The 14824-nt window shown below is 50.1% G+C and carries 13 protein-coding genes; 6 read left to right on the top strand and 7 right to left on the bottom strand.

Translation table 11 applies throughout. From position 1 onward, the window contains the following. Positions 1-403: 403 nt before the first annotated feature. From fumC to C3B52_RS04030, 3 genes are all read right to left on the bottom strand, one after another. Complete coding sequence (fumC, locus tag C3B52_RS04020; protein WP_103104813.1) at positions 404-1792, bottom strand: class II fumarate hydratase; 1389 nt, start codon at positions 1790-1792, stop codon at positions 404-406. Between the two features lie 308 nt (positions 1793-2100). Continuing rightward, positions 2101-2778 (bottom strand): MgtC/SapB family protein, encoded by a 678-nt coding sequence (locus tag C3B52_RS04025; RefSeq protein ID WP_103105062.1) that lies wholly within the window; start codon positions 2776-2778, stop codon positions 2101-2103. Positions 2779-3012: 234 nt separating this feature from the next. Then, the gene (locus C3B52_RS04030) at positions 3013-4374 is read right to left on the bottom strand and encodes an MATE family efflux transporter (RefSeq protein ID WP_103104814.1); all 1362 of its coding nucleotides are present in this window, start codon (positions 4372-4374) and stop codon (positions 3013-3015) included. A 302-nt stretch (positions 4375-4676) separates the two neighbouring features. On the opposite strand from C3B52_RS04030, the gene C3B52_RS04035 reads away from it, so the two are divergent. The 6 genes from C3B52_RS04035 to C3B52_RS04060 all read left to right on the top strand — a co-directional run bounded on the left by C3B52_RS04035 (position 4677) and on the right by C3B52_RS04060 (position 10323). Further along, positions 4677-6029 (top strand): LLM class flavin-dependent oxidoreductase, encoded by a 1353-nt coding sequence (locus C3B52_RS04035; protein WP_103104815.1) that lies wholly within the window; start codon positions 4677-4679, stop codon positions 6027-6029. Between the two features lie 78 nt (positions 6030-6107). Next, positions 6108-6608, top strand: coding sequence for a GNAT family N-acetyltransferase (locus C3B52_RS04040; RefSeq protein ID WP_103104816.1), 501 nt, complete (start codon positions 6108-6110; stop codon positions 6606-6608). A 51-nt stretch (positions 6609-6659) separates the two neighbouring features. After that, entirely contained in the window at positions 6660-7463 is an 804-nt protein-coding gene (locus C3B52_RS04045) for an amino acid ABC transporter substrate-binding protein (protein ID WP_103104817.1), read from the top strand. A 14-nt stretch (positions 7464-7477) separates the two neighbouring features. Continuing rightward, positions 7478-8149 (top strand): amino acid ABC transporter permease, encoded by a 672-nt coding sequence (locus C3B52_RS04050; RefSeq protein ID WP_103104818.1) that lies wholly within the window; start codon positions 7478-7480, stop codon positions 8147-8149. A gap of 12 nt (positions 8150-8161) precedes the next feature. Continuing rightward, entirely contained in the window at positions 8162-8914 is a 753-nt protein-coding gene (locus C3B52_RS04055; RefSeq protein ID WP_103104819.1) for an amino acid ABC transporter ATP-binding protein, read from the top strand. A gap of 23 nt (positions 8915-8937) precedes the next feature. Next, positions 8938-10323, top strand: a complete 1386-nt coding sequence (locus C3B52_RS04060; protein WP_103104820.1) for an MmgE/PrpD family protein — start codon at positions 8938-8940, stop codon at positions 10321-10323. A 68-nt stretch (positions 10324-10391) separates the two neighbouring features. On the opposite strand, the gene C3B52_RS04065 is transcribed toward C3B52_RS04060, so the two are convergent. From C3B52_RS04065 to C3B52_RS04080, 4 genes are read right to left on the bottom strand one after another with little or no spacing between them, the layout of a single operon-like run. Next, positions 10392-12101: an adenine deaminase C-terminal domain-containing protein gene (locus tag C3B52_RS04065; protein ID WP_103104821.1), complete on the bottom strand. Its 1710-nt coding sequence runs from the start codon at positions 12099-12101 to the stop codon at positions 10392-10394. 17 nt (positions 12102-12118) lie between these two features. Then, on the bottom strand, positions 12119-13180 hold the full coding sequence (locus tag C3B52_RS04070) for an ABC transporter ATP-binding protein (protein WP_103104822.1): 1062 nt from the start codon (positions 13178-13180) through the stop codon (positions 12119-12121). A 15-nt stretch (positions 13181-13195) separates the two neighbouring features. Next, complete coding sequence (locus C3B52_RS04075) at positions 13196-13984, bottom strand: ABC transporter permease (RefSeq protein WP_103104823.1); 789 nt, start codon at positions 13982-13984, stop codon at positions 13196-13198. A gap of 5 nt (positions 13985-13989) precedes the next feature. Beyond that, positions 13990-14811: an ABC transporter permease gene (locus tag C3B52_RS04080; protein ID WP_103104824.1), complete on the bottom strand. Its 822-nt coding sequence runs from the start codon at positions 14809-14811 to the stop codon at positions 13990-13992. Positions 14812-14824: the final 13 nt, after the last annotated feature.

Genomic DNA, 14824 nt, shown 5'->3' on the forward strand with positions numbered 1-14824 from the left:
AGAGGGGGGGCGAGAAACAAAAACATCTCTTTGGGGGAGTGGTTGTCCAGCTGCAGTGGTGGGGAGGAAAAAGGAGAAAACGCTGCAGATTCTTGGGTCACTAGCTGGGGGCGTTACTGAACGGCTGCATGGAAAAAGAGAAACCGCGTCCAAAGTAGCCCACACTGCCCCAAAGATCTGCCGCTTATTTCTCCTTTTTCCTCGATGCCAGCTTTGGTGAGAAACCCGCGCTGTTTTTGTAGGTAATTCTAGATGGACGAAAAGAAAAAAAGGTGCGGGTCATCCTTTGTAGGAAGTTAAGGAATGAAGGGATTGTTCTTGATTACAGGATAGACAAAACCGATGGCTGGGAGACCATCGGTTTGTGGGTGGCGGCTTTGATCGGAACGTCTGCCGCTATTTCTTATTCTTTTGGATGGATCATTTGTTCTGGGCGGACTACTTCATCGAATTGTTCTTCGGTGAGCAGGTTGCTCTTGATTGCTGCTTCTTTGAGGGTGATGCCCTCTTTGTGAGCGAGCTTGGCTACTGCTGCTGCATTTTCGTAGCCGATGTGCGGGTTGAGTGCCGTCACGAGCATGAGGGAGTTGTTCAGGTTCTCTTTGATGACAGACAGGTTTGGCTCGATTCCGATGGCGCAATGGTCATTGAATGATTTCATCGCATCCGCAAGCAGTCTTGCCGATTGCAGGAAGTTGTAGATGATGACTGGCTTGAATACATTTAGCTCAAAGTTTCCTTGGCTCGTCGCGAAGCCGATAGCTGCATCATTGCCCATGACTTGGCAGGCAACCATCGTGATCGCTTCACTTTGGGTCGGGTTTACTTTTCCTGGCATAATCGAGCTGCCTGGCTCGTTCGCTGGGATGACGATCTCACCAATTCCGCAGCGCGGGCCACTCGCCAGCCATCTGACGTCATTGGCAATTTTCATCAAGTCGGCTGCCAGCGCCTTCAAAGCCCCATGAACATGAACGAGCTCATCGTGGCTAGTCAACGCATGGAACTTGTTTTGTGCGGTCACGAATTTTGTATTCGTCTCGTTGCTGATTTCTTCTGCGACCATTTCTCCGAAGCGAGGATGTGCATTGATTCCTGTTCCAACAGCAGTTCCGCCAATCGCCAGCTCGCGCAGATACTCGCTGCTTTCCTTGATCATCTTTTCCGTTTTTTCAAGCATGCGAACCCAGCCGCTGATTTCCTGTCCGAGGGTCAACGGCGTTGCATCTTGCAGGTGCGTGCGTCCAATTTTGATAATGTCCATGTACGCATCGCTCTTTTGCTTCAAGGTTTGGGCAAGCACCTGCAAAGCGGGCAGCACCTGGTCCTCGATGGCGACAAGTCCAGCCATGTGCATAGCAGTTGGGAACGTGTCATTAGAGCTTTGCGATTTATTCACATCATCATTGGCATGGATACGAGCTGCGCTACCCTTTTGCTCTAGCAGCTGGTTCGCACGGTGGGAGATGACTTCGTTGACGTTCATGTTCGACTGCGTCCCGCTGCCAGTCTGCCAAACTACGAGTGGGAAATGTTCATCCCACTTCCCAGCGATTACTTCGTCTGCCGCCGCTACGATAGCCTCCGCCTTGTCGTTATCCAGCTTGCCCAGCTTTTGGTTTGCACGAGCCGCGCTTTTCTTCAAAATCGCAAACATGCGAATGACCATTAGCGGCATTTTTTCATCGCCGATCTCAAAGTTTTGGAAGCTGCGCTGTGTTTGCGCACCCCACAATTTATCTGCCGGGACCTTTATTTCCCCCAGGGTGTCCTTTTCTATGCGAAATTCCATGACTGCTCCTCCTTTTTCGTCGTGTAGCTGCCTCTCTTATTCTTATGTAACCAGCTACAGCCATTATCTAACTGTAAACTTCGTCGATTCTTCCTTTATCTTGTCCATTTATTTCTGGTCGAACGGAAAACGTTTGGAATTACTTGCTTACAAACTCGATGATAATGATTTTCATTGCTATTATCAAGCGCCAACATGCCTCAAAGTGCTAGCACATCTTGAGTCGCAGGTAACGTATACTCAATCGCAAAGCAAAAAGACCGAAACGCCTTTTTCCAGGGCTCGTCTCGGTCTCTTCCTTCTGCCATTTATCTGCTTTCCACTTCTACAGAAACGACGTGATCTACTTCCTTTAACAAGCTGTAAATCTCCGTCGTATACGTATCCTCGGAGGCGGTAATCATCATCTCCAGCTTTTGTTGGTCACTTTCTACGTCTTTTACCTTTACCCGCTTCACTTGCATATCGAGATGCTTAATCTGCTTGAACACATCATCAAGGTTTCCCTCACCCTGAACCACAATTTTGATCGACAAATCGCGTTGACGCAACGAACGTGGACCAACCCATCTCAAAATAAGCGGGAACAGATTAATCGCTAAAATGATCAGGATTGTAGCGGTGAGTGCTTCAAAATAAAAGCCCGCTCCTACCGCAATGCCTAGCCCGGATGCCGCCCAAACCATTGAAGCAGTCGTCAAGCCAGAGATCACATCGTTGCTTCGACGCAAAATCACACCTGCTCCGAGGAAACCGACCCCGCTGACGATTTGTGCTGCCAGGCGCAACGGGTCCATATTGGTATGTCCGGGCAAGGAGAAGCGATTCACCGATTCTATCGATACAATCGTGATTAGACAGCTGGCTACAGAGATAACCATGCTTGTCTTTACACCTAACGGCTTATGCTTCAGCTGTCTGTCCACACCGATCAGCAGGCCGAGAAACATAGCCACCCCCAGCTTCATCAAAAAAACATATGACAATGATTTCTCCTCCCTTCCGCCAACCAATGTCAGCTTTTCTTCCATCACCTTTATTGAAAGTATATACGCTCTCCTCGAAAAATAGGAGAGAAATTTTTACATAGAGGCAAAAAGATCATTTCTTCTCCGCTGCAACGGTATCTTCGCTTATTGTAAGCCCGGCATTCCCTCTTCATGCAAAAAGCGGAAAACCCCTCTAACAAGGGATTTCCCGCATAGCCTTGGCTCTTTGTATTATCCTTGCGAATGAGCCTTGATCATTCGCTTTTGCAAGGAAAGCAAGCGTCCAAACAAGAAGATCGCACCTGCCGCCAAGCCCGTAATCAATCCAATCCAGTAACCGAAAGCGCCAAAAGACGTGAATTTCGCCAGCAGATACCCCAGCGGCAGCCCAATAACCCAGTAGGAAACGAGTGCCACGATAAAGGTGACGGTAACGTCCTTATAGCCGCGCAGTACCCCTTGAATCGGTGCTGCCACGGCATCGGAGATCAGGAACAAAATCGAGTATATCAAGAAATGCTGGGCCAGCTCCAAAACCTCGATATCTGTCGTATAGAATCCCGCCACCTGCTTGTTAAAGAGCAGCAATCCGAGACCAAACAAAAGTGCTAGCACGACTGCAATTCCAATCCCCATGTAGCTGTATTGGCGTGCATCACGGAAGCGCTTGGCACCGACCTCGAAGCCTACCACAATCGTCAATGCCATCGAAATACTGAGCGGCACCATGTAGATGAAGGAGGCAAAGTTCATCGCCGCCTGGTGAGCTGCAATCGTGATCGTGCTGTACTCACTCATAAACAATGTTACCGCAGCAAAAATACTGACCTCGAAAAAGATAGAAAAGCCGATGGGCAGTCCAAGCTTGAGCAGCTCTTTCCAGGCTGCCAAAGAGATGCGATACAGCTTCGTAAACACACCGAATTCCGCAAACGGATGCACACGCTTTACTACAAACAGACTGATTAAAAATATGCACCAGTACGTAATCGCTGAAGCGTAGCCAGCTCCGACCCCGCCGAGACGAGGCAAGCCAAAATTCCCAAAAATCAAAGCGTAGTTAAGCAGTACATTAATCGGCAAGGAGAACAGAGTGATGATCATTGTTACCCGGGTCTGTCCCAAAGCATCGATAAAACAGCGAATGACCGTGTAGAGAAACAGTGGAATAATCCCGATTGCAATCGCGTGCAGAAAGCCAATCGCAATCTCTCGTACATCCGGTTCCAGCTGCATCATGTTCATTACCGGATTTAATGCCATGCCACCAAAGATGATAACGGCAATCGCAATCGCAATTGCTACATACAATGCCTGAATGATTGTAAAAGGGACCTGATCTCTGCAGCCTGCCCCCAGCATTTGGGCTACCATCGGCATAACCGCCATCAATATCCCTGTCAGTCCTGACTGCACAGGCACCCATAGGCTAGCCCCAATCGCTACACCCGCCAAATCTGTCGGGCTTGCGTGTCCGGACATGATCGTATCGAAAAAGGTCATGGAGAAAAGCGCCAGCTGCGATATTAGGATCGGCAATAGGACAACCAGGAACTGCCGCCACTTTTCTTTTAATGAATAGGTCTCTAGCATGATTGCTCTTCCTCATTTACATAAGAATATCGGTGAAACGATTTGAAAAAAATTGCCAAATGACTCTCTTAGGAACTGTAGCACAAAAACATAGTATAGCAAATTGCATATTGCAGAATAAAGACAATCAAAGTGTTTTTTTCTTCCAACTGCCACCTGAAAAAAATCCTTGTTAAAATTTTTTATATATATTGACAACAAAGTGAGTAAAGGCGTATATTTTTAAACTATAAAAACCGACTATTTAAATTGGAATTATAAGCTTTAATTCCGACTTAACAACAAAAGGAGCGTAGAAGGTCATGGCACAGGCCCCCAAACATTTGAAAATCGGCGTTTTTCTCGCCGGGACCGGTCATCATGTCGCATCCTGGCGTCACCCTCATGCGCAAACAGATGGCAGCATGAATCTCGCCTATTTTCAGCAGTTAGCCAAGACAGCCGAACGCGGAAAGCTGGATATGCTGTTTCTCGCGGACAGCCTATCCATTAGTCCCGATTCCCATCCAAACGTTCTTGCACGCTTTGAGCCGTTTACCCTGTTGACTGCTCTTGCCGCCGTCACATCAAAAATCGGCTTGGCTGCTACTGCTTCCACTACTTATAGCGAGCCTTTTCATATCGCACGCCAGTTCGCTTCGCTCGATCACCTCAGCAATGGCCGGGCAGCGTGGAATGTCGTCACTTCCTCCATCGAATCCACAGCCTTGAACTTCAGCGGGGAAAAGCATCCTGAGCACAGCCTCCGCTATCAGCGCGCCGAGGAATTTGTCGAGGTCGTGAAAGGACTCTGGGATTCCTGGGAGGATGATGCTCTCATACGCCATCAGGAATCAGGTGTTTTTTTCGATCCGGCAAAGCTGCATAAATTGCAGCATCGCGGCGAATTTTTCTCCGTTCGCGGACCGTTAAACGTAGCAAGACCCCCTCAGGGACATCCCGTGATCATTCAGGCAGGCTCCTCTGAGCCCGGCCAGCATCTGGCAGCCCGAACAGCTGAGGTCATTTTCACGGCACAAAACAATCTTCCTGATGCGCAAGCTTTTTACCAAAGCGTAATGACAAAGGTCGTCTCCTACGGCCGCTCTTCGGATGAGGTGAGCATCATGCCAGGAATTTTCCCTATCCTGGGTCACACCGAGGAAGCTGCGCAGACCAAATTTCAAGAGCTGCAGGAGTTGATCCTGCCTTCTGTCGGGCTGAAAATTCTCTCCAGCTATTTGGGCGGCTTCGATTTGACGCCGTATCCGCTTGACGGTCCGCTGCCAGATATCGACATTCCCGAGACCAACGCCGTGAAAAGCCGCTTTGAGCTCGTGCTGAATCTGGCGCGGCGGGAAAAGCTGACCATCCGCCAGCTATATCAGTACATCGCCGGTTCACGTGGTCACCACATCTTTGTCGGCACACCAGCGCAGCTTGCTGACAAAATGGAGGAATGGTTTTTGCAAAAAGGTTGTGACGGCTTCAATCTGATGCCTCCACTACTGCCTGAGGGCTTGGATGTGTTTGTTGACGAGGTCGTACCGCTCCTCCAAGAACGCGGGCTATTTCGCACCGAATACGTGGGCAATACCTTGCGCGAACATCTGGGATTACAACGCCCCGCTAATCGTTATTCGAGCCAGCAAAGCGAAGGACATGTATCCATATAAAACCCTGCAATCTGTTAGGGGGTGCCGAAAAGTGCACCCTCTAAACTTGATTGCAGCAAGAAGTGCGAGGGAGACAACATGACAAGAACATTCCGTCTGGCTACAGCAGACGATGCAGAGGAGCTGCTCGCGCTGACGCTGCGTGCTTATGCTCCCATACGCGAGCTGGGCATCCATTTTGCCGCAGCCACAGCCGATCTGGCACTCGTCCAGAAAAACATTCACAACCACGCCTGTTATGTCCTGGAGGAAGACGGCCAGATTCAGGCAACTGTCTCACTGCGCATGCCCTGGGGGCCTCAGCCTGGACCATTCGGCCTTCCACATATCTGGTGGTTTGCCGTCGATCCCGCTATCAGCAAAAAAGGCATCGGTTCCGCTTTGCTAACGTGGGTAGAAGAGGTCATCGTCCGAGATACGTTGAAAGCTCCTGCCGTTTCGCTCGGTACAGCCGAGGAGCATCCGTGGCTGTCAGCCATATATGAACGCAGAGGCTATGTGCGAGCCGGTGAAGCCAATCTGGGCCGCGGCCATACGACGATTTATTTCCGCAAAGAGCTGCAAACACCACTGCCGTAGCTCATGCGACACATCAGTACAAAACAAATTAACCAACTAGGAGAATCGCATATGAAAAAGCACAAAGGAATACTCGCTATTACACTTGGTCTCTCACTCCTCCTCACTGCATGCGGCAATGGCGGCGATCAGGCTGCCTCGGGAGCTTCGGAAGAAAAGGTTTTACGCGTAGGCGCAACAGGACAGAGCTACCCATTCGCCTACAAAGAAGGAGAAAAATTGCAGGGCTTTGACGTCGATGTGGCGGAAGCAATCGCAGCGAAGCTCGGCTATAAAATTGAGTGGCATCTGGCTGAGTTCAGCGGCGTAATGGGTCAGCTGGAAACAGGCCGGATCGACACGGTCGCCAATCAGGTCGCTATGACCAATGAGCGTAAGGAAAAATTCAACTTTTCCCAAACCTACGCCTATGCCGGAACACAAATCATCGTAAAAAATGACAACAACGATATTCATTCCGTCAAGGATTTGAAAGGAAAAACAGTCGGAGCGGTACTCGGCTCGAACCATACAAAAAACCTGCAGAAGCAGGACCCGAACAATGAAATCAACATCCGCACCTACGAGACACAGGAAGGGACCCTCAACGACGTCGCCTACGGACGCATTGATGCCTACATCAATGGACGGAGCGTCCTGCTCGCCCAGATTGAAAAAACAGGGCTGCCGTTGAAGCTGGCCGGAGATCCGATCACTTATGAGGAAGTAGCCTTCCCGTTCCAGAAAGACGAAAAGCACGATCAACTGCGCGCGGAGTTTGACAAAGTGCTGACAGAGCTGCGTGACAATGGCACCTTGAAGCAGCTTTCGGAAAAATACTTCAAGGCTGATGTTACAGCGCCAATTCAGAAATAGGCGGTGTGTACGCGATGAATTTTGATGGGCAATACATGCTTGAGGTCTTTCCTACCTTGCTCAAATACTTGCCACTTACTTTGGTGATGGCAGTCGTCGCGATGATATTTGCCATCGCCATTGGGCTGGTGCTCGCTCTCATCACAAAAAACCGGGTTCCTATACTGCATCAGCTCGCCAATGTGTACATTTCCTTTTTCCGGGCAACGCCTACGCTCGTGCAGCTGTTTTTGATCTACTACGGCTTGCCGCAGTTGTTCCCGTCGTTCAGCGCATTGAATGCCCTGACGGCAGCCATTATCGGCCTGAGCATCAAAAACTCGGCCTATTTGGCAGAGATTTTCCGCGCGGCACTGGGCTCTGTCGACAATGGACAGCTAGAGGCGTGTCTGGCTGTCGGTATGACCAAAGCGCAGGCGTACCGCCGCATCATTCTCCCGCAAGCGACACGCAACGCGATCCCTGCTTCGGGCAATACGTTTATTGGGCTTGTGAAGGAAACCTCGCTGGCCTTTACACTCGGGGTCGCTGAGCTGTTCGCCCAAGGGAAAATGATGGCGTCTGCGTCATTGAAGTTTTTTGAAATTTACCTTGCCGTCGCAATTGTGTACTGGGCATTGACCATCGTCTACAGCCTTTTGCAGCAATGGCTGGAAAAACGACTGAGCAAGCCATATAAAAACTAACGAGGGATCGCCATGATTAACGTAACGAATCTGCGCAAGCAGTTTAAGGATCTGGTCGTACTCGACGGGATTAATATCGAAGTGAAGCAAGGAGAGGTCGTGGCCATTATCGGCCCATCCGGCTCAGGAAAATCAACGCTGCTGCGCTGTCTCAACCTGTTGGAGAGCCCTGACGCAGGAAGAATCGAAATCGGGCAAGCTGCACTGGACGCACAGAAATACTCGCGCAAGGAAGCACACCAACTTCGTCAGCAGACCGCGATGGTTTTTCAAAACTACAACTTGTTTAAAAACAGGACAGCATTGCAAAATGTCACGGAATCATTGATCATCACAAAAAAGATGAAGCAGAGCGAGGCAGACAAAATCGGCCTGGCACTTCTAGAGCAGGTCGGTCTGGCTCACAAGGCAGACAGCTACCCTATCACCTTGTCTGGGGGACAGCAGCAGCGCGTTGCCATCGCTCGCGCTCTCGCTGTTGACCCACATGCTATTTTGCTCGATGAGCCAACCTCCGCTCTCGATCCGGAGCTGGTAGCAGAGGTGCTGCAGGTCATCAAGGCGATTGCCGAAAAACGAACAACCATGCTGATCGTCACACATGAGATGGCCTTCGCCCGCCAGGTTGCAGACCGAATCATTTTCATGGCTGATGGAAAAATCGTCGAGCAAGGAACGCCTGAGGAAATCTTTGACCGTCCGCAAAACCAGCGTACGCAGCGGTTTTTGCAGCAAATAACCGCTCCGGTCACCTTTATCTCTTAAGCTGGGAAAGGGAGTGGCACATCGTGACCAATACAAATACGCACGCAGCACGAGACAGACGGCTGACAGAGGAGCTGGCGAATCTCGTCGTTTCTTCTCATCCTGAAAATGACGATGCGGCCATGGCAGCGGCCCGTTTGGGAATCTTGGATTATTTGGCAGCCAGCTTTGCTGCACGAGAGGATTTGGGGACGGTAAAGCTGTGGAAACTCGTCGATGCAGAAGGCGGCCTTGCCGAAGTGCCAGTAATCGGGCAACGGCGCAAGGCCAGCTTTCTTCAGGCCGCCTTGCTGAACGGCTACATCGGGCACGCTCTTGATTTTGATGATGTGCATTCCGATGTCCGGGGTCATCCCAGTACGGTGCTTTTGCCCGCGCTAATTTCCGTTGCCTCCACCTACCAGCTAAGCGGCCAGCGATTTCTCTCTGCCTATATCATAGGCGTCGAGGTCATGGCTCGGCTGGGACGTGCGATTGGGGACGCTCATTACATCAAGGGCTGGCACAATACCTCCACTCTGGGGGTCATCGCCGCAGCGGTTGCGGCAGGCTATGCAAAAGGCTTTTCCAGCGAACAACTCCAAAAAGCGATCGGCTTTGCCGCCACCCAGGCTAGCGGCCTTCGAACGCAATTCGGCACTGAAGCCAAGCCCCTGCATGCCGGACTCGCTGCCCAGTCCGCTTTGCTGGCAGTCAAGCTCGCGGAAGCAGACTTCGGAGGCAGCTTGCATGCATTGGATGGCGAATATGGCTTTTTGGCGGTCTACGGAGACTTGTCGCTGGCCACATCTGTTTTGCTCAAAGATTGGGGCGCTTCCTGGAGAATTGCTACTCCAGGGCTATGGTTTAAAATCTATCCGTTTTGCTCTGCTGCCCATCACGCGGCGGATGCAGCTGTCCGCTTGGCGGAACGTCACTCCATTGCTCCTGCAGAGGTGGAATCAGTCCGAATCGTGTTTCCTCCGGGAGGCGATGCAGCCCTCGTCGAAAGGCAGCCGCGCACAGGCGAACAGGGTCGCTTCAGCGTCGAGTACGTGGTCAGCCTCGCCCTGCACAGACGATCACTGTCTTTGGACAGCTTTACAGCAGCACCGATTCAGGAGGACATTCTCGCCTTTTTGCCGCGTACTCGGCGCGCCTACGACAGCCAAATCGCTCCTGCCCCGGAAGCAGTGCCAAAAGGTCGCTTTACAATTGTGGAAATCACTACAAAAAACGGACAGGTGTATCGCGAGCGGGTAGATCGCCCACGTGGTGCACCAGGAAATGCCCTCTCGGCAGCAGACGTGCAGCAAAAGCTTACCACTGTGCTGATAGACACTCCTGCGTTTGCCGAGCAGCTTGTGGATACGACCGCGTCTCTCGCAACAGAGGCAGATTTGACTCGCCTCCTGTCGCTATTGTCATAAATAGAATCATGAAAAAACCCGGGAACAGCAAATGTGCTCCCGGGTTTTGCTCTATCATCATTATGCTTCTACATCAAAAGCAGCGGCACGACTTTCCCCTCATTCACATCAATCAAACCCAAATCCGTCAGCTTCAATGCCGGGCTGACCGGCAACGAATGCGTGCTGATCGACATGATCGGATTGTAGTGATTGTAACCAAGGGATTCCATGGCTCTGCGCAGTTGTTCTACTTCTTTTGCCGTTTTTTCCAGCGGCTCCTCGGTCAGAATACCACCTACTGGCAAGTGCAGGCTGGCGATTACTTTTCCGTCGCAGACAACGTAGAAGCCGCCTTGGTTACGGATGACCTCGTTAGCTGCGATCATCATGTCGTGTGGATTGTGACCAACAACGAGCAGATTGTGGTTGTCATGCGAATAGCTGGTTGCAACTGCACCGCGCTTGATTGTATCTCCACTGATCAGTCCATAGCCGCGATTGCCGTTTTTTCCATAGCGCTCGATGACTGCAATGAGTCCATACGGGCTTTCTTCCCAGCACAGCTGTCCGTCCCGCACCTCGACAATGCCTCGGTGATCCTCGGTGAATGTGGAGCCGTTCTGCACCAGCATTACACGGCAAGGATAGCGATTGTCAGGAGCATCAGCAGCTACTTGGAAATCGGCTTCCGTGAGTGGCGACAACTGAATGCTTTGATAAAAATGCGCTGGGAACTGCTTCGGCTTCACCGCTTGGCTGTAATCCTCGCTGGCATCAAAAGCTTTCTTCCCGTTTTTGTACACCTGCTCAATTGTCAGCTCACGCAGCTCGGATACCAGCATGAAATCCGCAATTTTACCCGGGGCAATCGCTCCGCGGTCTGTCATTTGCATCCGTCTTGCAGGTGTAAATGTTCCGGCATAGATGGCGCGCTCCGGCGTCATACCCATTTGGATCGCCTTTTTCACGATATGGTTGAGATGACCGCGGTGGTAAAGAGAATCTGTCATGACGTCATCTGTCACAAAGCAAAAATGCTCAGAAACATCCTCGTTGATCAAATAGTTCATGACTTCCTCGGTCATCGACTTCTCTTGTATCTCCAGGAACATGCCTGCAGCAAATCTCGCTTCCATCCCTTCCAGCGTTTGATGGGTATGGTCAGAATCCACGCCTGCATAAATTACGCGATGCAAATCAAGATCGAGCAGCTTCGGAACATGCCCCTCAATGACAAGCTTTGGATACTCTTTGCGAATATGCTCCAGGATTTGATTTGTTTTACAGTCAGGGTCCTTGATGATATCGACATAGTTCATGATCTCGCCCAGACAGACGATCTCTTCCGAACGCAAAAGCTCGTCCATATCAGCAATCTCCACAGAACCCCCAGTTGTTTCCATCGAGGTCGCTGGCACAGAGCTAGGGATCGCATATTTCATATCCACAACACAATCCTGACTGGCGCGAATCATCTCTTTGATCCCTTCGATGCCAAATACATTCGCCATCTCGTGGGGCTCCGGCACAATGGTCGTCACCCCATTTTGGATCAAACCATAGGAAAAGGTCTCTGGCGTCACCATCGTGCTCTCGATGTGCAGATGGATGTCGACTAGACCGGGAATCATGTAGCGACCGCGACCAGCGAGAACCTCGCCCGCTTCAAAGGTCTCCGTATCACGCTCTCCAATATATAGGAATCTTCCGTCCAGCACAGCTACGTTTCCCTTGATGAACTTTTTAAAATAGCTGTTGTATACCTGAACGTCTTGAATCAGCAAATCGACTTTCACGAAAAACCCTCCTGTCTTTAGTCCACCAGTACCACTTTGTCTTTTGGAAATAGCAGATTGACCTTTTGGCCGCTCTTGTAGGGGGTCTCCATTTCCTGATTAACGGTGAAATCGCCAAGCTCGGTTTCTACTACGTATTGATAGCTGCGTCCGAGGAACGTGCTGACCTTTACGCTGCCCTTGAGCTTGTTCATGTTTTGATCGACAACCTCTTCCGTCGTTACCAGCAGATCGTCTGGACGCATCGCGCATTTTTTCCCTGCCGGATTCGCCGTTCCCGGATTTTTGGCCGCAACAAAGTGATGATCACCGACACGCAATCCGATCTCACCGTTTTGCTCTGTCCGCTCAGCAAAGTCGATGAAATTCGTGAAGCCGATAAAGCGCGCGATGAATTCCGTTTTCGGATATTTAAAAATTGTTGCAGGATCATCGAGCTGTTCAATGATGCCTTTGTTCATGATGGCTACTTGATCAGAGATAGAGAAGCACTCCTCCTGATCGTGGGATACGTAAACCGTCGTAATGCCCAGCTCCTGCTGAATACGGCGAATTTCCACGCGCATGTTGATTCGCAGGTTGGCGTCCAGATTACTCAGTGGCTCGTCGAACAACAAGAGGTCAGGCTGAATGACCAAAGCACGGGCAATCGCCACACGCTGTCTTTGTCCACCGGAGAGCTCCTTTGGAAATCTCTTTTCGAAGCCGCCCAGGCTCACGACATCCAAGATATGCTGTACGCGCTTCTTTACCTCTGTCTCGTCTACCTTGCGCAGGCGTAGACCAAACGCAACGTTGTCAAACACAGAAAGATGCGGAAACAGTGCATAGCTTTGGAATACAAATCCAAAGTTCCGTTTATTGACGGGCACGCGCGTATAATCCTTGCCGTCAAATAGGAAGCGTCCGTCCTTTGCTTCCAGAAAGCCAGCGATCAGGCGCAGTGTTGTCGTTTTCCCGCAACCACTTGGTCCGAGCAGGGAAATAAGCTGGCCTTTTTCGATATTTAAATTGAAGTTTTTCAAAATGTACTGATTGTCATAGGCAACCGATACGTTATCCAGCGTGAGCAATGCCATGGTTTGATGCCTCCGTTATCGTTTAGTAAAGTAGGAAAGCCCCATCAGACGTTCAATGATGAACATGAGTATTGCTGTGATGATCATGAGCAACACCGAAAGAGCAGCGATTGTAGGATCGAAGTTGTTTTCCACATACGTCAGCATCTGGATCGGCAGCGTACTAACCCCCGGTCCAGTCATGAATACGGAGATGTCTACGTTATTGAACGACTCCAGAAAAGCAATCAAAATAGCCGCGATAATGCCGGATCGAATGTTTGGCAATACCACCTTGAAAAACGTTGCGAAGCGCCCGGCACCCAGGCTGAGGGCCGCTTCTTCAATAGCGAAGTCAAAGTTGGACAAGCTCGATGCCACAACCCGAATAATAAATGGAAGCATCAAAACGGTATGTCCGACCAACAGACCTGCGTAAATCGGCAAATGATACACAATGATGACGTACTTGAGCATCGCAAAGCCCATAACGATTCCCGGGATCAATACCGGTGAAATGAACACAGCGTTTAGCGCTGCCTTGCCCTTGAAGGAAAATCTGCTCAATGCATAAGCAGCAGGGATACCCAGTGCAAGCGCCAGTAGATTGCCAAGCAACGACACGAACATGGAGGTTTTAAATGTCGTTAAAAACATCTCGACTTTGAAAATATTTTCATACCACCGCCACGAAAAGCCTTCCGGAGGGAATTTCAGAACCGTACCTGGCTCGAACGATGTAAACGATATAATAATGAGTGGCCCTAACAAAAACAGAAACACGAGAAGCGTAAACAGGGCCAACCCGCGATTTTTCTCCTGCATAGCTTCTACCCCTTCGGATTTAATTTCGTAGCCAATTTGTTCATTACATAGATCACGACAAAGGTAATGACAATCATGATCGTCGCGATGACGGATGCCATGTACCAGTCATTGAGTGTGATCGCATTTTGATAGAGGAATGTAGAGATCACTCGTTGTTTTCCTCCCAAAAGGGCAGGAGTCGTATAAGCAGTCAAGCTCCCCACGAATACGAGAATACTACCGATGATCAAGCCCGGAACACTCAGCGGCACAATCACCTTGCGAAACGCAGTAAATTTGGAGGCGCCCAAGCTCTCGGCTGCCTTAATCAAATCTGGGTCAATGTTTTCCATCACGCCAACCAGCGTAATAATAATTAACGGCAGGAACAAATGGATCAAACCGATCATCATCGCGGTCGGGGTGTACAATATTTCCAAAGGCTTATCAATCAATCCCATAGAGAGCAGGGAGCTGTTTAAAAGCCCTTTTTTTCCGAGAATAATCATCCAACTGAAAGAACGCACAACAGAGCTGGTCAACAGTGGAAAGATGGCGAGTGCAAGCAGGATGCCTTTTTTACGAGGCCCGAGCTTCGAAATATAATAAGCTGCGGGAAAACCTAACAGGATGCAAGCGATGGTCGTTACGATACTCACCTGCAGAGTCGTCAGCAAAATCTTCATAAAGTATTTGTCAGTCAGAAACTGGAGATATCCTTGCAGGGTAAAGCTTCCTTCTTGGTAAAAGGTAGACGCAATGGTGAGCACGATCGGAATGACCATGAACAGCGTCAAAAACAACACGCCAGGCAACAGCAATAAATAAAGACCCTTTTTTTTCATTCCATTAACTCCT

The sequence above is a fragment of the Brevibacillus reuszeri genome (genome assembly GCF_002897295.1).
Classification (GTDB): Bacteria; Bacillota; Bacilli; order Brevibacillales; family Brevibacillaceae; genus Brevibacillus; species Brevibacillus reuszeri_A.